General features: G+C 66.6%; 16 protein-coding genes. 3 read left to right on the forward strand and 13 right to left on the reverse strand.

The window, feature by feature from the left end:
• Positions 1–89: 89 nt before the first annotated feature.
• The 7 genes from R5W23_RS26890 to R5W23_RS26920 all read right to left on the reverse strand — a co-directional run bounded on the left by R5W23_RS26890 (position 90) and on the right by R5W23_RS26920 (position 10,117).
• Complete coding sequence (locus R5W23_RS26890) at positions 90–1,052, reverse strand: DUF1559 family PulG-like putative transporter (protein ID WP_320689024.1); 963 nt, start codon at positions 1,050–1,052, stop codon at positions 90–92.
• Positions 1,053–1,144: 92 nt separating this feature from the next.
• The gene (locus R5W23_RS26895; RefSeq protein WP_320689025.1) at positions 1,145–4,537 is read right to left on the reverse strand and encodes a sigma-70 family RNA polymerase sigma factor; all 3,393 of its coding nucleotides are present in this window, start codon (positions 4,535–4,537) and stop codon (positions 1,145–1,147) included.
• A 601-nt stretch (positions 4,538–5,138) separates the two neighbouring features.
• Positions 5,139–5,936 (reverse strand): Mrp/NBP35 family ATP-binding protein, encoded by a 798-nt coding sequence (locus R5W23_RS26900; RefSeq protein ID WP_320689026.1) that lies wholly within the window; start codon positions 5,934–5,936, stop codon positions 5,139–5,141.
• Between the two features lie 21 nt (positions 5,937–5,957).
• Entirely contained in the window at positions 5,958–6,275 is a 318-nt protein-coding gene (locus R5W23_RS26905) for a DUF971 domain-containing protein (RefSeq protein ID WP_261187901.1), read from the reverse strand.
• Positions 6,276–6,390: 115 nt separating this feature from the next.
• Complete coding sequence (locus R5W23_RS26910) at positions 6,391–7,686, reverse strand: PKD domain-containing protein (protein ID WP_261187904.1); 1,296 nt, start codon at positions 7,684–7,686, stop codon at positions 6,391–6,393.
• Between the two features lie 378 nt (positions 7,687–8,064).
• Positions 8,065–9,459, reverse strand: coding sequence for a type IV secretory system conjugative DNA transfer family protein (locus R5W23_RS26915; protein WP_261187905.1), 1,395 nt, complete (start codon positions 9,457–9,459; stop codon positions 8,065–8,067).
• A 235-nt stretch (positions 9,460–9,694) separates the two neighbouring features.
• Positions 9,695–10,117: a hypothetical protein gene (locus tag R5W23_RS26920; RefSeq protein WP_261187907.1), complete on the reverse strand. Its 423-nt coding sequence runs from the start codon at positions 10,115–10,117 to the stop codon at positions 9,695–9,697.
• 517 nt (positions 10,118–10,634) lie between these two features.
• On the opposite strand from R5W23_RS26920, the gene R5W23_RS26925 reads away from it, so the two are divergent.
• A complete protein-coding gene (locus tag R5W23_RS26925) occupies positions 10,635–10,985 on the forward strand; it encodes a hypothetical protein (RefSeq protein ID WP_261187908.1) in 351 nt (116 codons plus the stop codon).
• A gap of 321 nt (positions 10,986–11,306) precedes the next feature.
• Complete coding sequence (locus R5W23_RS26930) at positions 11,307–13,970, forward strand: tetratricopeptide repeat protein (protein ID WP_320689027.1); 2,664 nt, start codon at positions 11,307–11,309, stop codon at positions 13,968–13,970.
• Between the two features lie 115 nt (positions 13,971–14,085).
• Here the strand turns inward: R5W23_RS26930 and R5W23_RS26935 are convergent, their stop codons facing one another.
• The 6 genes from R5W23_RS26935 to R5W23_RS26960 form a co-directional block, all read right to left on the reverse strand.
• A complete protein-coding gene (locus R5W23_RS26935; protein ID WP_320689028.1) occupies positions 14,086–15,357 on the reverse strand; it encodes an AI-2E family transporter in 1,272 nt (423 codons plus the stop codon).
• Between the two features lie 54 nt (positions 15,358–15,411).
• A complete protein-coding gene (locus R5W23_RS26940) occupies positions 15,412–16,287 on the reverse strand; it encodes a bifunctional 5,10-methylenetetrahydrofolate dehydrogenase/5,10-methenyltetrahydrofolate cyclohydrolase (RefSeq protein WP_320689029.1) in 876 nt (291 codons plus the stop codon).
• A gap of 121 nt (positions 16,288–16,408) precedes the next feature.
• Positions 16,409–17,158, reverse strand: coding sequence for an SIR2 family NAD-dependent protein deacylase (locus R5W23_RS26945; RefSeq protein WP_320689031.1), 750 nt, complete (start codon positions 17,156–17,158; stop codon positions 16,409–16,411).
• A 74-nt stretch (positions 17,159–17,232) separates the two neighbouring features.
• On the reverse strand, positions 17,233–18,582 hold the full coding sequence (glmM, locus tag R5W23_RS26950; protein WP_320689032.1) for a phosphoglucosamine mutase: 1,350 nt from the start codon (positions 18,580–18,582) through the stop codon (positions 17,233–17,235).
• A gap of 60 nt (positions 18,583–18,642) precedes the next feature.
• Entirely contained in the window at positions 18,643–20,001 is a 1,359-nt protein-coding gene (locus R5W23_RS26955) for a reverse transcriptase family protein (protein ID WP_320689033.1), read from the reverse strand.
• Between the two features lie 226 nt (positions 20,002–20,227).
• Positions 20,228–20,404: a hypothetical protein gene (locus R5W23_RS26960; RefSeq protein WP_320689034.1), complete on the reverse strand. Its 177-nt coding sequence runs from the start codon at positions 20,402–20,404 to the stop codon at positions 20,228–20,230.
• A 149-nt stretch (positions 20,405–20,553) separates the two neighbouring features.
• Here R5W23_RS26960 and R5W23_RS26965 point away from each other — a divergent pair, with 149 nt between their 5' ends.
• A complete protein-coding gene (locus tag R5W23_RS26965) occupies positions 20,554–21,954 on the forward strand; it encodes an undecaprenyl-phosphate glucose phosphotransferase (RefSeq protein ID WP_320689035.1) in 1,401 nt (466 codons plus the stop codon).
• The last annotated feature ends 18 nt before the right edge of the window (positions 21,955–21,972 follow it).

Below are 21,972 nucleotides of genomic sequence, written 5' to 3' on the forward strand. Positions count from 1 at the left end.
AACCGCGCGTTCGGCCTGCGTGGGTGTGGAGTTTCTTGTTCCGCCGCGTGGGAGGTGGCGCGGCGGTGGGGCGGACTTTGCGGTACCTGTTAGTAGTCGTTGCCGGGCACGTCCCCTTTGGCCGGGGTGACGAGCGCGTTCCACGTGGCGAGGCCGACCGACGAGCTGATGCCCATTACGCTCCCGTCCGCTTTGGCGACCTGGAGCACGCTTGACCGCGGCCGGGACTGGGGCGCGATCGCGTTCGTGCCGGCGGTCATGGCCGGCACCTCGAACGTGACGGCCGGCAGCTCGATCGGCACCGGCGGGGAGTCGTTCGTCTGCGGGTTCGCCCCGAACGTCGGCCCGACGTTAAACGTGCCGCGGTAGTACCCCGACGCGTTGTACGTGTTCCCCACCCCCTCCGCTCCGAGGGTGAGCGAGGTGCTGCGGTTGATCGAGTACGTGCTCCCGCCGGAGGTGAGCGTTTGGTACACGCTGGACGCGCCCTGCGCCAGGAGCAGCGTGTTAGACGTACCGTCGGTGATGTGGATGATCGACCGGTTGCCGTCGAACACCTGGTAGTTGCACACGTAGCTAACGAGTAACCCGTCGGCGTCGTTCGGGTCGGTGTACACTTTCACGGACATGTTGCTGGGCAGTTTGCTGCCGCGGAAGGCGTTGAACTGGTACCCAGGCGGGTAGGTGATGGTGATGTTCGGCGGCCGCCCGCTGTAGACCGGCGATCCGACCCCGTAGGACAACTGAAACGCCGGATCCTGCTCGACGAACGGGAGCAGGGCAAAGAACGCCGAGCCGTTGGTGCCGCCCTCTCCCGGGGTGCTCGGGGTCCAACCGCAGTAGATCGGCAGCACCTTCTTCGTGGCGTCGAAGTTGTGCGCGGCGAGCGCGATCTGCTTGAGGTTGTTCTGGTTCTGTGCGCGGTAGGCCGCTTCTCGCACCTTCTGGACGGCGGGCAGCAACAGCCCAATCAGAATGGCAATAATTGCGATCACGACGAGCAGTTCGATCAGAGTATAGCCCGGCCTGCGGCCGGCCACACGCGGGGGCATGACCACTCCTCCAGAGAGACGATAACGGTACGAATAAACAGCCAGCGGGAGAGTGAGAGACCTAACCGGCTGGGAGAGTACGCCGGCACGAACTACCGACCCGAGGAGCCCTCGGGCATGCGAGTGAGTGCGGCTTCGATTTCCAATTTAAGCTCGGGGCCGGCCCGGCCGGCGGCGTCTTCGAGTGCCTTTCGCGCGGCCGGCGTGCCGGCACGTTCCAGCACCGCAACGGCTCGGCCGGCGGCCGTTCGTGCGGGCGGCCCGAGCGACTCCAGGCGGCTCAGTAGGCGCTCGACCTGGGACCGCACGCCGACAGGCGGGTCGGCTGCCAGCCGCTCGCGCAGGGCGGGTTCCGCAACCTCGCCGGCGCGTTCGAGTGCCGTTTCCGCGCGCTCGCGCACCTCGACGTTTTCGCTGCCGAGTTCATCGACCCAGCGGCTCACCCTGGCAGCGTCCGGCTCGGGCTCCGGGACAAGGTCCGGCGTGAGCAGCCGCACGGCTTCTTCCGGGCGATCAGCGAGCGCGAGCGAAGCTCGGTGGGACGCTGCGATGTCGGCTCCGAGAACGGCGTCCCGGAGCGCGCGGCCCGTTTGCAGCGGGACACCTGTGGCTCGCACGTTGGTCGTGTCCCAGATTAATGCGGTCCCGTCGGAGCTTCCGGAGCCGAGCCGGTACCCGTCCGGTGCGAACGAGAGCGTGTTGACCTCTCCACGGTGGCCTGAGAAGCGGCGGACCACGCGCCCGGCCGCCAGATCCCAGAGTGACACCGTTCCGTTGGTACTTCCGGCCGCGAGCTGCCGCCCGTCGGGAGAGAATGCCAACGTCTGAGGGCGCCCGCTGGTCTCGAACTGCTGACCCGTGCGTCCGGTACGCACCTCGGTCAGCGTGATCGTCCGGTCCCAAGTGACAGCGGCCATCCACCGCCCGTCTGAAGAGAGCGCGGGGAGCGATCGGAACAGGTCCCAGGTTTCGTGTGACGCCGGCGCCGGATGCAGGCGCCCGGTCGTGACATCCCACACCTCGACAGACACCCGCGGCGGCTGTGGCCCGCTTCCCGGCGGCCGTGGGTTCCAGAAGTGGGTGACTGCCGCGAGGGTCCGGCCGTCGGCGGAGAGAACCAGCCCAGCGACTGCCGCACGCGCGGTCATGCGGCGGACGCTCTTGCCGCCCGGCTCGAGAACGTCAATTGTCGTCCCCGACGCGACCGCGACCCGAAGACCGGACGGCGTGACCGCGAACGGACCCACACGGCCTGTCGGCCCCGGGACCCACTGCTGACCGTCGGGCAGGGGGAGTTGCTGGACCGCCGCGCCCGTGTGTGGGTCCGATCGCAACAACCCACCCGGTGCCGGTGGCAGCGGCGGTCGGACGAGAGAAAGGGGACACGTGTCCGGTCCCCAGCCGACTCCGGCGAACACATCTCCCGCCGACGGCGACATCGCTTGCCCGGGCGTGCCCGTCACCGCGTCCCAGACGCGCACTTCGGCCGCACGGTCGGCAAACGTCAGCATCGCGCGCCCATCGGGCGAGAAGGTGAGCGCGCGGATGGCGCCTTGCACCTGCCCATCCGGTCCGGCGGGCCGACCGCTCGCCACGTCCCAGATTGTCACCTCACCGTAGGTCCCCGTTGCCAAGTGCTTCCCGTCGGGGGACAACTGCTTGGACACGTCGAGGTTGAGGTTCATCGTGTACAGCACGAGAGCCGGGACGCTCACGTCCGGCCGCGACTCCGTTCCGGTAACTGGATTACGGAACCGGAACTGCCCCTGCGTCACCTCAATCACTTCGCTTCCGTCGGCCAAGAACGCGAGCCCGCGCCGCGCGCCGCTCTGGGTGCTCCATCGCCCCAACTCTTTGCCCGTTGTGATCTCGATCACCCGCACCTCGCCCGTGGCGGTGCGCAGAGCCGCGTGCCCGGCACGGGATTGGGCCACGTCAACGAACAACTCGCCCGCGGGTGCCGCGACCACACGCGCAGTTCGGCCGCGAGTTGCGTCCCAAAAGGTCACACGGTCGCCCCAAGCGGCCGGATGGCTGCCGCCGATGACCGCCAAATAGGACCCGCCGGCGGCCGTCAGCGCCAGCGGTTGCCCGGTCAGACTGGCGACCTCGCCGCCCGTATCAGAGCGGAGCAGCCGGGTGCGTTTCCCCTCTCGGTCACCGACCGCAACGACGCTTCCATCCGGTGAGAATGCGAGCGCTGTGATGGAGGCTTGCGGCGGTGTGTGTGCGGCCGTCCACTTCCACAAGAATCGAGGCGATCCCGCGCCGAGCTCCCACACCCAAACCTCGGCCGCTCCAGCCACGGCGAGTCGGCGCCCGGATGGGTCCGCTGACACCCAGCGGGCACCGGCGGGACCGTCGAAAGTGGCCGTCGATTTGCCAGTGACGCTGTCCCACAGCGTCACTGCGGATTCACCGTGGACGGATGCCAGAGTGTTTCCATTTGTGACGAATGTGACATCGCCGGTGCCGGAACTCCGAACCACCCGAAAGCGGTGCGTTCCGATCCGCGCAACGGCCCCGACCGGGAGTTCGTCCCCCAACCGGTCAAGGCGCGAGGGCTCGGCGAGAAGAGCCAGTTCGGCCGGCGGGCTTTTCGGTGGAGCTGTTTGCAACGGACGGTCCGCAAGAACAACGGCTCCGCCGACCGCGCCAAGCCCGCAAACGGCGAGCACCAACCCGTACAACTTGAGCCGGGGGTATTCGCCCGCGCCAGTTAGTCCGGCCGCGAGTTGAGCGGCCGGACCCGTTGCCGGCTGACCATCTGCCGCCGCGAGAGCGGTGGCGGTGGCGGTGGCGGTGAGCCACGTGGGAACGGCAGCCTCGGCCGCGCCCGTAGCCAGCCAGCCGAGCGCGGCGACCAGCGACGCGACCGAAACGATGGCCCCGCGCTGAGCGAGTCGCTCCCGAAGCGCGTCCAGCCCGCGCCGGATGCGTGCGGCCACGGCCCGGTCGGTCAGACCGAGGATTCGCCCAACTTCAGCCTGTGTTTTACCTTCAAGATAATACAGCGAAAGGGCCACCCGGATGCGCTCCGGGAGTTCTGCGACTTCTTGTCGAAGGATCGCGTGCAACTCATCGTCGGGCGGACCGGACGCCTGTGCTGGGGCCGCCCGATCGCACAACCGTTGGTGCGCGTTCGTGCGGCGGCGTGCGGCGACCCGCACGTTGGTGCTCGCCCGCGCGGCCACCGTGCGAAGCCAGCCCTCGATCGTTCCGGCGTTCACCTTTCGGGCGTCGCGAGCGAGCGCGATGAACACGGCCTGAAACGCGTCCTCGGCATCCGCGTCGTTGCCCAGTGCGTGACGGCAGGTGTCCCAAACCGCTTGGCGGTATCGTAAGACCAGGGCCGCGAACGCGCCCTCGTCACGGTTCAGTGCGAAGGCGCACAGAAGCTCCGCGTCCGTTTGCGATTCGCTCCGCAGCGGAAGTGCAAGTTCGCGAATGCGGTGAATGATCCCTTCAGGAACTGATGCCGCCATCTCGGCACCTCCGAACGGTCGGAACTCCATTCTTTGTTAAGTCAACGCTCGGCGGCCGGACCGAAATGAAATTGGTAACAATTTTTGGTGAGCTCCCGCATGATGCCAGCGGAGAGTGAACTGAATGAGCTATAAACCTCTTCGGAGTTATATTTTGCGGCGAATTCCCTTGTTGTTCGCGAGACTGGCATTTCGGAGCTGTTGATAAAGGGCGGGGTGAGGTGACCGATTGCATTACTCAATTAACCCCGATTGGTGGGGCGGCCTTACATCGTTCGACACGGATTGGATCGAAGGCTGAGGTTTTGCGAGAGTTGCCGGGACAGATGGTGTGAGGAAAAGCGGCCTCGGCGGCCGTGTTTGAGCCCGGCGCCGACTACCATTCTCAACTCGCTACGGCGCAGGGCATCGCCTCGGAACTACCGGTCGGGGACCACCCCGTATCAAACGTGTGCGATGAGAGTTGCGGTGATTGGTGCCTGTTGTGTCCGTTTCTTGTTTCTGGCTAACCGAGAACGGCAGACTCAAGAATCAGACGCAACAGGCAGTGCCTCCCGACAGCCAGATCAACTGTTTCGTTCTCAGGACTAAGTCCTTAAGGTCAGAGCGAAACTGGTGGTAGCGGTGTCGCGCCTGGCCGGTTTGCGGCGTCCGCGATCGTGTTCGCGAGCGCGAGGTAAGCCTTAGCGACGGGCGAGTCGGGATACTTGCGCACGATCGGCTCGCCGTTGTCACCGCACCACGCTACCCGTGGGTCGATGGGCAACTCGCCCAGGAACGGCACCTTGCTCTCGTCCGCGAGCTTTTGTCCGCCGCCAACCCCGAAGATCGGCGTTTTGTTGCCGCTCGCGTCTTCGAGGTAGCTCATATTCTCCACGATGCCGAGGATCGGTACGCGGACCTCTCCAAACATCTTCACGCCTTTGCGGGCGTCGATCAGGCTCACCTCACCCGGGGTAGTTACGATGACTGCGCCGGTCAGCGGCGCGCTCTGGCTCAGCGTGAGCTGCGCGTCTCCGGTCCCGGGCGGCAGGTCAATAATGAGGTAATCGAGCTGCCCCCAGTCGATTTGGGCGAGAAACGATTGAACGGCTTGTGCCACCTTCGGCCCGCGCCAGATCACGGCCTGCTCGGGGCTCACGAGGAACCCCATGCTCATCAGCCGGATGCCGTACTTCTCGACGGGAAAAGGGGTGGTCTGGGGGTTCACCGCTCCCAGCCCGAACATGAGCGGCACGGACGGGCCGTAGATGTCCGCATCCATGAGGCCCACGGAGCGGCCGGTCATGTGCAGGGCCATCGCGAGGTTCGCGGCGACCGTGGACTTGCCCACGCCGCCCTTTCCGCTGGCGACCGCAACGAGCTGCTTCACCCCAGGCAGCGCGAGTTTGGGGGGCATTTGCGGATTCATCGGTGTTCCTTATTTTTGTTCACCCAGCTCGCGCAGAAGCGCGAGCGGGTAGATGCCGGTGTCGTGCCCGTCGTTCCACTTGATCTGGTAGGCGTAGTAGCCGACCGGAGTCATGGCGAGGGGGGTGGGAGCGCCGGCCGCCACCTCTTGCGGCGTCAAGATGCGGAACGGATCGACCGGCTTGCCGCGTTCCTCGTTGCAGGTCGCGCACGGGCACTTCGTGCGGAGCACCTGAAACGCGGTGTACGTGGTGATCCCGTCGCTCCACTCGATCTTCAGCCCGTCGCCCTCGCGCTTGAGGGACAAGGGGCGGAGGTTTTCGGCCATGCACACAACTCCGCGGTCGCACTAAGCGGTGTTGATTGTAGCAACCGAAACGCACCGGCCCAACCGCCCAAGTTGAGCGGTCGGGCCGGTGCGTTTCGGTTCGGCCGCGTCGGGACTACTGACCCGACACCCACGTCACGACAAGCATATCGCCCTCGATTTTGGCGTTGTAGGTGATGCTCCAGTTCGGTCCCTTCTGGGTTCCGGACCACGGGAAGGTGAGTGGCTGACCTGCTTGCGGCACTTGCATCACGGTTGTGGATTTGCCGCTACCGGTGGTACGGATCTCGAGAGCGTACTCCCGCTTTCCACCGGTAAGCCCGGTAGGAGCGGTTGGGAGCGGCAGGTCCGCGCGGATCGCCCCGTTGGCGTTCGCGAACATGCCCGTCACCGTCGTGACGCTCGGCTGTTGCGGGGTCGAACGTTCCTGGGTGAACTTGACGCGAATGATGGCGTCCGAACCGCCGGCAGCCCTATTCGTGGCTTTCAGATCGCTGGCCCAGGTGCCCGACAGTTTCGCACTGCGCTTGTCCGCGGCCACTTCAATTTTGATGTTCTTCGCGCTCGGCGGCGCGTCTCCGATTGTTGCATCCGCGATGGCGAACCCGGGCCGGGCGTGGACGACCTTGGCGAATGTGGTTTGTGTTTTGTCGCTCGGCACGGGCACGGCGACGGACTCGTTCGTCGTGAGGCGGTCGATCTTGCTGCCGGTGTCGGTCACCTTCAGAACGGCCATTGTGCTGCCGTCCCGCGGGGCCTCGACCTTCGCAGACGCCGACTGCTTGGCCCCTTGATTCCCGTTGTGCGCCACGAGCGAGATCGGGAACGTGCCGGGTTCCTTAAAGGTCACGAGCCGTTCGACCTTGCCGCCCCCGGTCACCTCGACGCGGCCGTCGCCGAGATCCCACACGCAACACGCGGCGTTGAGCACATCCGCGGTGAGTTTGAAGGTCGCGGGGGCAACGGCCGCCGAGACCGGTTGGACCGTGAATGAGCCGATGCTCGGCGGCGGCCCGGATTGTGTTGCGGCGGCGACCTCCACAGGCACCGTGCGCTCGTTTTCATCACCGAGGTAGTTGCGGACGGTCAGCTTGACGGCGTAGTTTCCCGGTTTGGTGTAGGTGTGCGTGATCGGCTGCTCCTTGACGAAGGGCTCAAGGGGTGTGCCGTCGCCGAAGTCCCACCAACCGCTTTCACCGGTCGCTTGGTTCTGGCAGGTGAGCGCGAACCCGTCGGCGCTCACCGCGAAATTCGCGACCGGTTTGGTCGGCTTCACCACTTGGTCGACGATTGCGGTGGCGTAGGTGCCCGCCGCGCCGCCACCAAGCCCGAGGCAGCCGAGGATCGCGGCTTTGAGCCATCCGCCGGATTTTGCGGGAGTGCTGACCGAAGTGGGGGTTGGGGCGGACATCGAGCGATCCTCCGTGATCAGAACGTGTGCATTTGCTGCGGAGGATACGTCGAAACTGAAGAGAGGAGCAAGGCGAACCGGTTACCTCATTCGTGGCACACGACGAAACCACACTCGATCGCCACCGCTGCCGCATGAGCGGAACGTAGCCTCGTCAAGTAACTTGCGAGTCCGGAGGTACACCTCACTCAGGAACGCCGGCGTCATAGGTGCAAGCCGATGAGGTCGTTATTTGCCGGCGGCTCGCTTGGAAACTCGCCGCAAAAATGGATCGGCACCGCACCGTCGATCAAAGCCGCCCAGAAAAGAGACGAACCGAGTGCGGCTTGGACCGGTCACATACGCCGTTCATTCAGGCGGTGGAATCAGTGGTCGTGGTCACTTCTCCAAGCCCAGAAACCGCTGGTTTTTGTCGAATCGGCCGGCGAAAGCCTTGTCTTTTAAGTAGTTCGCGCGGGTGTGTCGCGCGACACCGGTGCCGGTGATCGCTACCAACATTTCATCCGGGTGCAGTTCCGAGGCGAGTTGAGCGTCTTCTCCCAGAATGACCCGCCAACTGTTCCGCGAGGCGTGCCCCGGCACCCCGAACGCCTGGAGCACCGCGGCGTTGTTCACCAGCGCCTCCCAGTTGTTCGGGTACAACTTCATCATCTGGCTCAGGTCCTGCCAGAACGTCCAGAGCTGCAACCCGTACCCACGCAGCAGGGACACGGCTTGCGGGAGCAGGTCGAGCGAGCCCAGTTGTGCCGCCTCGTCCAGCAAGAACAGCGTTCGCCGCTTCGGCAGGCGCGTGCGCCGCATCACCACCGTGAGCAGCGTCACGACCCACAGCCGCAGGAGCGCGCGGTGGCTGTGTAACTTCTCAGGCGGCAGCACCAAGTAAATAGTCATCGGCTTGTTGTGAAGCAGGTCGTTCAGCTCGAACGTCGACCGCTCCAGGCACCGCGACACGGCGGTGCTGCCGAGGCACTTTACGAAAGTGGTTGCGGTGGTGCGGATGCACGGGCGCGTCTTGTCCGACGGGGCGGCCAAGTACGCGATGAACTCGTCCCGCGCGAGGGGGGACATCGTCTTCTTGCGCGTCTCGAGCGCCACGGCGAGCGTGTAATCGAGGTCGTCGTTGTAGAGCAACTCGCGAAGGGTGCAGAGGTTTCGCTTGTCCGGCGGCGAACTGGTCGCGATATCGGCCACGAGACCGGACACCAGCCCACGCCCGGTGTCTTCCCAGTAGCGGTCGGTGCTGAACTCGTGCCCCACCGCGAGTTGCGCGGCCAACATCTCGGCGTCGGACTCGGGATCGGATCCCGGAACGCCGAACAGATCAAAAGGGTTAAGTTTGTCCCCCTTGTCTTTCGCCGTGACGAGCCCGAACGGGTCGAGGACCACCACCTGCTGACCCAACTCACGCCGGTACCGCGCCGTGACCTGATAGTTCTCGCCCTTGATGTCGGTAACGATGATCGACCCAGGGTACGTCAGCAGTGCGGGGATGATCGCCCCGACCCCTTTCCCGGCACCCGTGGGGGCGATGGTGAGCAGGTGTCCGTCGCCGGCGTAAGTCAGTGCCTTCTCGACCTGTCCCGAACCGGTCCCGGATTTGAACCCGAGGGTGGGCTTGAAGTTGGTCCCGTCCCATCCGAGAAACACGGCGGACCCGTCGTCCGGGAGCGGGGAGACCGTGCGGCGCCTTTTCCGCGCCGGCCGCACGGCCGATGTGGGACCGTCGGTCGGTTCGGTGGGGTCGAACATGGGCTGCTCCTGCTTGAGCGGCACGGCGGCTCTCCGGGTCCGGGTGACGTTAGCTGCGCGGCTCATCCATCATACGCCCGCGGGGCTCTCGATTTGACCTCATTCCGTAGCGCCGTTCGGTTCGAGTGTCGGCATCATCGGCATCCGGGCTCGTACCGGTGTCGATGATGCCGTACCAATGCCACTGTCGTGGTGGTAAAAGGGGCACGGTCCGGCGCGTCGGAACCCGCCGGGCCGTGTCGCAGCGGCTGCTTGGTTATTACGGCTTGTGCTTGCTGTGGCACCCGCCGCACGACATAACCATGGAACCAATGGCCGCGTTAGTGGCCTTGGCGTCTTTGTCTTCGGTCCCCTTCAGGATCTTCTGGGTCGTATCGGCATACTTGTCGGTCAGGGCCTTCCACGACTTGTCGTCGCCCTTCGGCGGCTTGTTCTTGCCGATCGCGGTACCCAAGATGCTCATGTCCTTGGCGTACTTCTGGGCGTCTTCCCACTTGCCGCCCTTGACCGCTTCCTTGACCTTGGTGATGTAACCGTCCGTCTTGGCGTGCCCCTTCTTCATAATCTCCGCGATTTCCGGCAGCTTGTCATCGGCCGGGGCCGCGGTGACGCTCCCGAACGCGAACAGGACCGCTGCCGCGCCGAGGGCGGCGAACAGGCTCGCCCGAATCAGCTTCTGCATTGAAACACTCCTGACAGACACGGCCGCCGACCGGTTCGGGCGACCGTCACCCGGACCGATCGGCGGAGTGTATTGGCTCCCGTGGGCGCACCCCAACGGGGCAAACGCTCTCGGTTCGGACCCCGCTCGGGGGCCGTGCGAGATGCGGACAAAATTCATTTTCAGGGTAGCCAGTGGCTCGCGGCAGGGATCGAACCTGCCGCCGACTGGACCGCCGTCGCGGCGCCCGGTCGGATCGTTTCCAATCACCGAGAGTGTGGGGTTCCTCTCACAGAATCACCTCTCGCGATCCGTTCGCAACGTCGGTGGCCGTGAACATCGGCCTCTCGCCGGTTGAGACGCGAGCCGTGCGTGTGGTATTCACGGGAACCCGCGCGAACAGCGAGAGCGCTCCGTGCGGGAGCGGCGTCACCGGTTCGGCGGGAGTGCCGGGCACCGCGGGGGAGGGAAGGGCGGTGCGTGGAGAACGGCGGTGGGTGTGGCGGACCACCGCGCCGCTTGCACAACGGGTGCGAGCGTGAGTACCACGATCACGCCGCTCGGTGGCGGTGCGGTTGGCTCGCTCGTGGCGGCTTTCACTGGCTTCTCACAACGGCAGTTGTTGCCGGGGGCGATCCGGAGCGGTTCAAGTGCGGCTGCTTTGACGGTGGAACTGGGTGTGTCGTCCTCTTCGGATGCGCAACACGAGGACTTCTTGACCTTCGGTGCCGCCTCGTTGCAGCGATTGGCCGCTGGCGGGAGTGGTTTGGAACAGCAGCACCCTGAAAGGGCTTTCTCGATGGCACCGCAGGCACACGACCCGGCCGCGCATCCGCCAACGGCCCGCGGCCGCGCCGCCACCGCGCACGCGACCAACGGCGCCACCTGACCCAAAAGGGCCAGGGCCGTCAGTACGAAACGCAGGATGTGGGAGCGCAGGAGCACAAGGGTTCCCGTCGGGAAAGTCGGGACGAGTCTAGGGCCGCGGCGCAGCAGAGTCAAGCACCAATTCGCGTTGCGCCGGCCCCACCCCTACCACCACCGCGCGGGGCGCGATATGGTGACACCGTTCGACATTCCCACCGGTCCCGCGGGCCGCCCCGACCTTCCGGGCGCGCGAGCGCGGGAGTGACCGTCATCAGGTGGCCCCGCGCCGACCTTCCGGCGACCCGGCGGGACCACACCCCATCTGCTCCGGGTGAAACCGATCATGACCCCTTGGCACCGCAACGAGTACGTCCTCAAGGGCCTGTTCTTCGGTCTCTGGATCTTCTTCGCGCTCCAAGTGCCTACCAGTCCTGCCGAAGCTTGGCGGGACATTGCGTGGGTACTCGGGTGGGTCGGCACCGGCCTCGCCGTGGGGCTCGCGCTGGGCACCGCCCGGTTGATGCGGCGGGCCGTAAAGCCGTGGGACAACTGGAAGGCGTTTCCGCTCCTGGTGCTGCTCGAGAGCCCGGTTTTTATCTACTCGGGCATCATGATCGGGCTGACCGCGGGCGTCCTGTCGGGGCGCGACTTCGCCCAGCCGTGGGCGCAGCCGCTCGCGGAACTGTTCGGTCTGAGCTGGGCCGAGATCAAGCACAACCCGCCCGTCGGCGATTGGCTCGGGTTCTGTGCGGTCGGCGGCGCGCTCCTCGGGTTGGGCTTGTACCGGATGCGCCAGATCGAAGACGGGATGTGGCGCCTGGCGGCCGGGGCCGGTGTGGCGGCGCTGCTGGTGTACCTCGCCTCGACGTACCTGCTGGACATCAAGGTGTCGGCCAACGACCCCGCCGATCCAGACAAGGTGGTCTCGTTCTTCGCCAGCCCCGAGGCGCGCCAGAACCTCGGCATCTACTTGCTGCTCGGGTTGCCCTTCTTCTACCTGCTCACGTTCAGCGGCGAGGCGGAAGAGTCCGAAGTGGAGATCATGACCATCTGCGCGGGCCTGGGCGTGGCGCTCCACCTGCTCGGTTTCGCCACGGGGCTGCCGGGGGTGAGCGGTGCGGCCCCGTTCCTGCTGCCGGTCACCCTGTACGGCGTGTACGCGATCCGCATTCTCCCGGGACTGCGTGTGTTCAAGCACGTCCTCCGCGGGTTCAGCTACATGCACCACGGGCAACTCGGGCTGGCGCTCAAGTTCTTCCGGCGCGCGCTCGAGTTGAACCCGAACAGCGAACTGGCGAGTGAAGGGATGCGCCAGCTCCACAACGGCATCACCCTCGCCACGCTCGAACGGTACCCCGACCTCATCGCCGATCTCGACTTCAAACTCTGCCTGGACCGGGCGACCGCCCTGCTGATGACCCCGCCCACCCCCGCCGGGCGCGAGGAGGCGGCGCGGTTCCTCGAACTCGTCGAGCAGAAGAAGCCGGTGTACCTCGCGCGGGTCGAGTACCTGCGGGCGATCGCGCTGATCCACGCGAAGCAGTACGACTCCGCGGCGGAAACACTGGCCCGGCTGCTCAGCCCCGAAACACCCGGCTACCATCCGGCCGTGCGCGGCCCGCTGCTGTTCGACGCCTGGTCCCTCGCGATCGACGGCCCGAAGGGCCTCTCGGACCGGTTGGGGTGGCCCGAGCTCAACAAACCCGGTCGGCGGATGGAGGCGCTCGGCGCCGTCGAGCGCAAGCTCAAGGCCGAATCCGGTAACGATAAAGCGAAGGAGTACCGCACCGTCCTGTACGCGGAACTCCAGGAGGGCGAGTTCGTGGCGGCCGTGGCGACCGCCGGGCCGCCGACCGACTTCAGCTACGAGTACGTCGAGCAACTCGGCTACCAGCTCGCCGACGACAACGACCCGGAGCGCCGGGAGCGCGGGCTCGGGTACCTCCGGATGGCGGGCCGCGGCCTCCCGGACCGCGCGCCGGGCATCTTCAAGAAGCTGTCCGAGGTGGCCGAGAAGTACGGCGACGCCACGAGCGCCAGGGGTTGCCTCGAACAGATCAAGATCAGCGCACGGGCGTTCGGTCCGCGAAACCTCGCGAAAGAGCAGCGGGAGATATACCTCAACGCCTTGCGCCGGCTCGCCTCAACCGCGGAAGCCGAGGGCGACGCGATCAAGGGCCAAGCCGACGCGGCCGAAGCCGCGGGCGACCGCGCCGGCCGCGACACGAAGGACGCCGAGGCGCGCCCGTTTTACGAATCGGCCGTCGCCGACCTGCAACTCTACCGCGACGACGGCGGCGGGGCCGTTCTCGAAGCGTACCGCAAGATCGCGGAGCTGTACGGCAAGATGCGCGGCGCGCCGAACCACACGCTCAACGCCGTGCTGAACGTCGAAGCGGCCCTTGCGTACAGCAGCCTCGACGCCGACCTGCTGCGCAAGAAGGACTCGTACTACTACTCGGTCACGGTGGAGCAACTGACCGCGGCCCGCGAACGGGTGGGGAAGTGGTTCGATGTCGCATATTGCGTGAAGAAGGCAATGTCCGTGCTGAACCGGGCCGAGGCCGACGCCGACCTGCTCGACTGGGCCACGCACTTGACCCGGCTCGCGAAGGTGATCGAGCCGGCCAGCAACCGGGTGCGACTGGTCGAGGCACGCTGCCTACTCCGCGTGGGCAACCGCGACGGCGGCTTGCAGCTCCTGGAAGACGTGCGGGAGAGTGAGAAAGGGTCGGGGGACGAGGAAGAGGCGTGGTACAACGCCACCCGCTTGCTCGGCCAGTTGTACTTGGAGGAACTGGGCCGACCGGACCTCGCTCTGAAGGCGTACTCGGACTACAAGGAGTACCACAAGAGCGGGGCCGACACGCTGTTCAACATCGCGAGGTGCTACGAAGCGCTGGGAGATTCGACCAACGCGGCGAAGTTCTACAACGCCGTCACCGCGTTCGAGGAACACCCGAAGTACTGGGAGGCGAAGGACGCGCTGACGCGCCTGAAAGGTTGAACACGGATGCGGGGCGCGAGCCCCGCGCTGATTTGCGGAACCTGTCTTGAAGACCACCGAGCACGGCCGGACCGGATCACCTGGGCGCCACGAATAGGCACCGTCGGTCGTCCCGTTACTCGGATGCGGTAATTCCGCCCGGCTGCTTTTTGATCTCGCTCGACCGGGCCGCGCCGTTGTTCCCCTCCTCCGGTGACGTGGCGGTTGTGCGATCCGGATCGCCGACCGCACCTCGCTCGATGGCTGCGAGCCGCGCCCGCTCGGTGGCCGGGTCGTCGATCTTCAGCTCCACCGCCGGCCCCGAGCCCATCAGATGGCCCCAGCCCTGCCACCCGACCACCTGCGTGCAGACCGCCTTCAACGCGGCCATCAGCGGCATCGCCAAGAACAGCCCCGCGATCCCCCACACCTGGTGCCAGTAAAGGCAGGCGAGCAGCACTGTCGTCGCGTTGAGGTCCATGCTCCGGCCCATCACCCACGGGACGATGATGTACCCTTCGAACGTCACCACGCAGGTGTAGAAGATGGCGATCCCGAACGCGGCCAGCGGGTCCACGAACAACAGCGCGTCCAGGAACGGCGGGATGCCGGCCGCGATGGTGCCGATGTACGGCACGTAGCTGAGGACCGCCACCAGCAGCGCCCATAGGTACCAGTGCTGCAACCCCACCTGCTGGTAAACCGCGCCGAGCACAAGAGCGAGGCCCAGGTTAACGACCGTGCGCCATACCAAGTATGTTCGGATCGCCTCCCCCATCTCCGCGAACGCCAGCGTGACCCGTCCGCGGGTTTCCATCGACGTGCCGAAGATCGCCTTCACTTTGTCCGCCAGCATCTGCCCCTCGAAGATCAGGAACAGCGTGATGAACAGCACCAGAATGGCCTGCCAGAGGTGATCCAGACCCGCCAGCGAGAGCCGGGCGAGGGCCGAGGACATGGAGTCCTCGGTCAACTGCTTCCGGAGCAGCGCCACCGCCTTCGGGTGCCGCTCGGGGTGCTGCTGGTCGGCCCGTCCGAACACCTCGTCGTTGTCGTGGATGGGGAAGAGGGTGCTCAGGTTCGACTGGACCTTGTTGTACTGGCCGATCCACTGCTCCTCACTCTGTGGGAGGCCTTTGAGGGTTTGTGGGATGGCCCAGGCGAACGCCCCGATCACGACCAAGTGCAGCGCGACCAGCGCGAATATTGACAGGAGGCAGGCGAAGAACCACGGCACGAGCAGCCGCTCGTGCGTGAACTGCGCGAACGGGTACAGGATCGAGGCCAGCAGGATCGAGAACACGACCGGGATGAAGATGCTGCTGCCGAGGTACAGGGCGACCGAGATGCCAAACACGGCACACAGGTTCAGCCCGACGCGGGTGGCGAGTGTGAGGCTCAGGTTCATCTTGAGTTCGTACCCGTAAGGAACCCGGCGCGCCGCGACGGAGCCGCGGGCGCGTTAGCCGTCGATCTGTTGTGCCGCGGCGAGCGTGTTGTGGAGCAGCATGGTGATCGTCATCGGCCCGACCCCGCCGGGCACCGGCGACACCCACCCGGCCACGTCCCACACGCCCGGGTGAACGTCACCGCACCAGCGCCCGTTCACGTTATTCGTGCCGACATCGACCACGACGGCGCCGGGGCGCACCATGTCGGCAGTGAGAAACTCTGGTACGCCCGCCGCGGCGACGAGAACGTCGGCACCACGGCACACGGCGGCGAGATCGGAGGTGCGGGTGTGGGCGACGGTCACCGTCGCGTCCGCGGCGGCGGGGTTCGCGGCCGTCGGCTTCTGCATGAGCATCAGCGCGAGCGGCTTGCCGACGATGTTACTGCGCCCGACGACGACAACCGATTTTCCCGCGAGGGAAACGCCGTTGCGGGTCAGCAACTGAATCACGCCGTGCGGCGTGCAGGGGTAGAACCGCGGGTGCCCGGCGGCCAACAGCCCGACGTTTTCCGGGTGGAAGCAATCGACATCCTTGGCGGGCGCAACGGCCCGAATGACTGCCTCGCCATCGATCTGTTTGGGCAGCGGGAGCTGAACCAGAATGCCGTGAACGGCCGGGTCCGCGTTGAGCTGCGCGACCAGCGCGAGTAGCTCGGCCTGCGAGGTGGTCGCGGGCAACCGGTGCACCGTCGTGGTGAACCCGACATCATGGCAGGCCTTGTGCTTGTTCTTGACGTACTGCTGGCTGGCCGGGTCTTCGCCGACCAGCACGGCCGCGAGCCCGGGGGCTCGCTTCCCGGCCGCGGCACGCGCCTGGACCTGGGTCGCGATCTCGCCCCGCATCGTTGCGGCGAGGGCCTTTCCGTCGAGCTTTTGAGCCGGCATTGCGCTGTCTGTGTTCGTGGGTGTGGGTTCAGGATGTCGTTGTAGGCGGGACGGGGCTGCTCGTTTTCCGAAAACAGCGGGTGCGGGAGGCCGAGCGGCCTCCCCGCCTTTGAAGTGCCCTCTACCCGAGCCGTTGAAGCAGCTTCGGGAGCACCTCGCCGGAGGGGCCGTAAAGCCCGATGTCGGCGTACGCGCTGGCCTCGGTGCGGGTGATGTTCACTTCGATCACCGTTGCACCTTTGCGCCGCGCGATCGGAACGAGCGACGCGGCCGGGTGAACCACCGCCGATGTGCCGACCACCAGCAGCGTGTCGCACTCGCTCGCGCTCACCATCGCCTCCATCCAGATGTCGTCGGGCAGCCCCTCACCGAACCAGACGATGTGCGGACGCAGCCGTCCGTGGCACTGCGGGCACTGCGGCGCGTCTCCGAGCGGTTCCAACCCGCGGTTCGCGACAGCCTCACAAACGGTGCAGCGCGTTTGGCGCAAGCTGCCGTGAATCTCAAGAACCCGACGGCTGCCGGCTTGGAGGTGAAGGCCGTCGACGTTCTGTGTCACCAGCTTGAAGTTGTCGCCGAAGCGGTCTTCGAGCGCAACAAGAGCGAAGTGCCCCGGGTTGGGCTTCACGGTTGCGACGTTCGCGCGGCGGGCGTTATAGAACTGCCACACGAGCGCCGGGTTGCGGTCCCAGCCGTCCGGGCTGGCCACGTCCTCAATGCGGTGCCCTTCCCACAGCCCGTCCGAAGCGCGGAACGTGGGCACCCCGCTCTCGGCCGAAATGCCCGCTCCTGTGAGCACGCAGACGTTCTTGGCGGCCCGCAACCAGCGGGCGGCCCGATCAAGGGCGTCGTTGAGTTCGTCGTCGGTCATTCGCGATTCCCAGTTGGCCGACCGGGGGACCGTTTGAGAATAACCGCTGCGCCCGCCGCTGGCAACGCAGGGGTTCACCCGGTGACGACCGAGCCGGCTTCCCGGCACAGTTGCGCGGTCCGTTCCGGATCGGGCGTTTCGGCGATCACCCGCACCACCGGCTCGGTGTTGCTGCCGCGCACATGCAGCCACCAATCGGGACCGTCCAGCCGCAACCCGTCGTCGCGGTTGATCGTCGCCTCCGGCCACCGCGCTTCGAGAGCCGCGATCGCGTCCGGGAGCCGCTCGCGCGAGACGGTAAACTTGGTTTTGAGCATCGCGTACCGGGGCAGTTCGGCGACGAGTTGCGAGAAGGGCTTGCGCTCCTCCGCCATCAGCGACAGGATGAACGCCATCCCCACGAACGGGTCGCGCACCCACCCGATGCGCGGGTCGATGACGCCGCCGTTGCCTTCGCCCCCGAGTACCGCGCCGGTCTCGCGCATGAGGGCGACCACGTTCGCCTCGCCGACCGCCGAGCGGACGCACGGGCACCCCGCGGCCGCCGCCACGTCCTGGTTCATCCGCGACGTGGACATGTTGATCGCGATCGTGCCGGGCTGCTGCCGGAGCCGGTACTTCACGGCGAGCGCGAGCGTGGCCTCCTCGCTCACGCAGTCCCCGTTCTCGTCGATCAGCGCCAGGCGATCGGAGTCGGGGTCGAGCACGAACCCGATCGCGCACTCGTGCTGCTTCACCCAGGGGGCCACGTCAACAAGGTGAGCCGGGATCGGCTCGGGCTCGTGCGCGAACACGCCGGTCGCCTCGCACCCGTGCGCGATCACCTCGCAACCGAAGTCGGTCAGCATCTTCACCCCGAGCGGGCCGCCGGCACCGCCGTTGGCGTCGAGGAACACCCGGAACCGCTGCCCCGCGACCGCCGCGACGCTGACCGTGTCGAGTACGGCCTGAATGTGGTCCGCGCCGACGTCCGGCGGAACGCCGACGGTGCCGATTCCGTTCCACGCCGCGCGGGCGAAGTCGCCGGATTCGTAGAGCCCGCGGATGACGGCACCGGCGGCGGCCGGGAGCACCGCACCGTCGGAACCGAACATCTTGAGCCCATTCCACGGTGCCGGGTTGTGGCTCGCGGTGATCTGGATCGCGCCCGCGGCGTTCAACTGCCGCACCGCGAACCCGCACGTGGGCGTCGGGGCGATGCCGAGATCTTCGACCTTGCAGCCTGCGCCGAGTAGGCCCGCCGTGACCGCGTGGCGGAGCATTTCGCCGCTGGGGCGCCCGTCGTTGGAGACGATGACCCGTTTGCCGGCCACGGTCGAACCGTAGGCGGCCGCGAACCGGGTGGCGGCTTCGGCGGTGAGGCCCGCGCCGACGATTCCGCGAATGCCCGACACGGACACGATGAGATCGGACGGAACCGCCATCGGCGAACCCTTGGTGCGAAACGGGCGACGAAGGGTGTTGTACGGACGGCTCTCGTACCCTCAACGCGCCGGGCGCGTGTGTGCCGCGGGCCACGTGATGCGATCGAAGAGCGCCCACAACTTCCGCCCGCGCACCGGGTTCACCCCCGCAACGTATGCCACCCGGCCGGCGAGGTGCGAGCGAAAGTCCGGGTGCCCGCTTCGGTTCTGATCGGCGGGGCCGTGCCGCACGCAGTTGGTCAGGATTGCTTTCAGCCGGTCGAACTCGGCGCGCGGCACGTTGGGCCGCTGGTTCACCACAACCCCCGTCACGGTCTGCCGTCCGCCGCACCCCATCACACAGGTTTTCCCACGGTTGAGTGCGAACCCTTCTTCTGCGGTCGCGAGCGTGACGGATCGAACGAACCGTGCGGCGTTCCGGCGTAAGAGTTCACCGCCGGAGAATGTGAGATCATCGGCGTAGCGGGTGTACGTCGCACCGCACGCGGCGGCGAGCCCGGCCAGTCGCCGATCCAGGCGAAACGCGACGAGGTTTGCCAGCGCCGGAGAGGTGGGCGCACCTTGGGGGAGGTGTCGCGATGTGAGCCGGGCACGGGCGGCGTGCTCGGAACCGTCGTTCAGCGGGTTCGGGCGCTCGTTCCAGTCGTTGGAAGCCAGGCGCGTCATGCACAGGCCCGACAACAGCCGCGCGACCGATTCGCGGTAGCCGAGCGCGAGGAACAGCGCGAGAACGCGCCCGACGGGCACCGACGCGAAGAAGTCGGCGAGGTCGAAGCGGATCACGATCGCGTGGCCACAGTGCGGGGTTGCGTTGGTGACGGCCGAGCGGCCCGGTCGGAACCCGTGAACCGCTGGGTGCGGTGGAACGTGGTTCAACAGGTCCGCCAGCAGCTTTCGCTGAACCCGCTTGAGCGGCGCAACGGGGATTTCGAGCAGTCGGGCGCGCCCCTTGGGTTTCGGCACCCAGCGCACCCGGTACGACCGCACGCCTTTGGTGTTGGCGTTGCGCCCTGCCGGGTCCGCGAGCCAGAGCAACTGCCCGACCGCAACGCCGAGCCATTCGGCGAGCGCCGGCTCGTTGGGTAATGGAGGGAGACCGCTGGCCCAGTCGGGGCGCGGGTGTGGCGGCGGTTCCGGCGGCGCGAAAATGTGCCACACGGGGAACCGGTCCGCCGGATACCGTGCCGTCGCCAGTGCGGCCAGCGCACGCACGAACCCCGGATCACGACCAAGAAACACGAGCAGTTCGTTGAACGTTGGTGGGGCGGGGTGTGCGGTGTGAACCCGCTTTGCGAAGCGCGGCGTCCAGCCGAACCGCTTACCCGTTGCCCGGTAGACGGAGGTGCGCAGCCCCGCAACGTTCCATTCGCCCGCCAGCAGCGCCGCCGCGAGGTTGCGCACGAATCGGTTCGCGGTCATCGCGTCCGTGGTCAGAGGGCCGCGAGCGGGCCGACGAATCCCGTCCTGCGCGACAAGACGGGCGTGGAAGCGCCCCCACTGTCGCGCGCTCAATCCTCAGGCATCGAACGCCCCGGGGTAACCCCGGAGCAACGGCTCGCGCTCGTCGAGAGCGTTTCACCGTTGTGCTCGGCCCGCTCGCGGTGTTTGGGATGTTGCCGTCCGGGCAAGGCAACTGCAACCTCGGTTACTCCTTATTCTCTTTTTCCGCTTCCTTCTTCACGTATTCTTTGAACGCGGCCATGTTGTAGCTGACGAACAAGAACGTGTGGTGCAGCGCCAGGAACGTCTCGTCTTCGGGATCGTCGGCGTAATCCTTACGCAGCGCATAAAGCTTCGCGAGCAACTGGTCGGCGTTCATCATCGTACCGGTTCCGGTCGGGTCGGTTCAACTCAGGGGGCGTTACAGCCGATGGGGATTCTACCCATCTTGACGTGCCCCGGCGCCGGTGTTACCGTTCCACGCCGCACGCCCAGGGACGGGCGCGCAGACCGAACGGCGAAGGCGCATTGATGGTTCGTCGAGTCAGTCAGTCGCTGGTCGCGTGGTTCCTGCTCTGGGACCTCACCCTCACCGCCGTCGGGTGGCTGGCCGCGTACTACGTGCGGTTCCACACCGGGCTGTTCTCCGTTCATCGCGGCGTACCCGATTTCGCCCTGTACCTGCGCGCGCTCCCGTTGATCCTGTTCGCCGGGGCGATCACCTATCGGTTCGCCGGGATGTACGAAATTCACCGGTTGCGCCGGTTCCGCGAAGAACTCGCCGCGGTCGGAAAGGGCGTCGGGCTGATGGCGCTGGTGGTGATGGCGATCAGCTTCGCCCGTCACGCGCAGCACGAGTCGCGCGGCGCGATGGTGATGTTTACCGTCGTCACCTTGCTGTCCCTTCTGGTCGTGCGGCGGATTAGTTGGCTCGGGATCAGGCAACTCCGTGCCCGGGGAGTGAACCAGAGTCACGCGCTGGTCGTCGGCACCGGGCGGCTCGCCCGGCGCACCGTGCGCACCCTGCACTCCGTGTCGTGGTCGGGCATCCAGCCCGTCGGCTACGTCGAGGACGACGCGCACCGCGGGGCCGGCGCCGACCTGCCGGTGCTCGGGAGCCTCGCGGAGCTGCCGGAACTGGTCGAGCGGCACCACATCGAGCATGTCTTCGTCGCGCTGCCGCTGAACCGCTATGCGGACGCCCGGCGGGTGTTCGCCGCGCTCTCACAGACCGTTGTGGACGTGCAACTCATCGCCGACCTGCCCGCGATGGCCGGGATGACGTTCACCACCACGCAGATCCACGGGATGACGGTGATCGGGCTGCGCGAGAACCCGCACCACGGGCTCAACATGGTCGTGAAGCGCGTCATGGACGTGATCCTGGCGTGCGTGGCGATCGTGCTGCTGGCCCCGCTGATGGGGTTGATCGCGCTACTGGTGAAACTGACTAGCCCGGGGCCTCTGCTGTACCGCCAGGAGCGGTGCGGCCTGAACGGCCGCTCGTTCATGATGCTCAAGTTCCGCAGCATGCGGGTCGACGCCGAGGCCGCCGGCCCGCAGATGACGGGCGCCAACGACCCGCGGCGCACCCGGCTCGGAACGGTCATGCGGGCCACCAACCTCGACGAGCTGCCGCAGTTCTTTAACGTGCTGTGGGGCGACATGAGCATCGTAGGGCCGCGGCCCGAACGCCCAGTGTTCGTGAGCAAGTTCGCCAAAACGATTCCGAACTACAACGCCCGCCACGCCGTTAAGGCCGGCATCACCGGCTGGGCTCAGGTGAACGGCTGGCGCGGCAACTCGTCGCTGCGCAAGCGGGTGCAGTTCGACCTGTACTACATCAGCCACTGGAACCCGCTGTTCGACCTCCGCATCATTTTCCTCACGGTGTGGCGGATGCTGTTCTCGAAGCAGAGACACGCCTACTGAGTGAAACGTCTGTTCCGG

This window comes from Gemmata algarum, assembly GCF_034097035.1.
Taxonomy (GTDB): Bacteria; Planctomycetota; Planctomycetia; order Gemmatales; family Gemmataceae; genus Gemmata; species Gemmata algarum.

Excerpts from the sequence above, each read along its gene's own strand:
- R5W23_RS26920 (WP_261187907.1), bottom strand. The coding sequence starts at position 10,117 with ATGCAGAAGCTGATTCGGGCGAGCCTGTTCGCCGCCCTCGGCGCGGCA.
- R5W23_RS26900 (WP_320689026.1), bottom strand. The coding sequence starts at position 5,936 with ATGCCCCCCAAACTCGCGCTGCCTGGGGTGAAGCAGCTCGTTGCGGTC.
- R5W23_RS26935 (WP_320689028.1), bottom strand. The coding sequence starts at position 15,357 with ATGAACCTGAGCCTCACACTCGCCACCCGCGTCGGGCTGAACCTGTGT.
- R5W23_RS26965 (WP_320689035.1), top strand. The coding sequence starts at position 20,554 with ATGGTTCGTCGAGTCAGTCAGTCGCTGGTCGCGTGGTTCCTGCTCTGG.
- R5W23_RS26930 (WP_320689027.1), top strand. The coding sequence starts at position 11,307 with ATGACCCCTTGGCACCGCAACGAGTACGTCCTCAAGGGCCTGTTCTTC.
- R5W23_RS26895 (WP_320689025.1), bottom strand. The coding sequence starts at position 4,537 with ATGGCGGCATCAGTTCCTGAAGGGATCATTCACCGCATTCGCGAACTT.
- R5W23_RS26890 (WP_320689024.1), bottom strand. The coding sequence starts at position 1,052 with ATGCCCCCGCGTGTGGCCGGCCGCAGGCCGGGCTATACTCTGATCGAA.
- R5W23_RS26955 (WP_320689033.1), bottom strand. The coding sequence starts at position 20,001 with ATGACCGCGAACCGATTCGTGCGCAACCTCGCGGCGGCGCTGCTGGCG.
- glmM (WP_320689032.1), bottom strand. The coding sequence starts at position 18,582 with ATGGCGGTTCCGTCCGATCTCATCGTGTCCGTGTCGGGCATTCGCGGA.
- R5W23_RS26910 (WP_261187904.1), bottom strand. The coding sequence starts at position 7,686 with ATGTCCGCCCCAACCCCCACTTCGGTCAGCACTCCCGCAAAATCCGGC.
- R5W23_RS26945 (WP_320689031.1), bottom strand. The coding sequence starts at position 17,158 with ATGACCGACGACGAACTCAACGACGCCCTTGATCGGGCCGCCCGCTGG.
- R5W23_RS26905 (WP_261187901.1), bottom strand. The coding sequence starts at position 6,275 with ATGGCCGAAAACCTCCGCCCCTTGTCCCTCAAGCGCGAGGGCGACGGG.
- R5W23_RS26960 (WP_320689034.1), bottom strand. The coding sequence starts at position 20,404 with ATGATGAACGCCGACCAGTTGCTCGCGAAGCTTTATGCGCTGCGTAAG.
- R5W23_RS26940 (WP_320689029.1), bottom strand. The coding sequence starts at position 16,287 with ATGCCGGCTCAAAAGCTCGACGGAAAGGCCCTCGCCGCAACGATGCGG.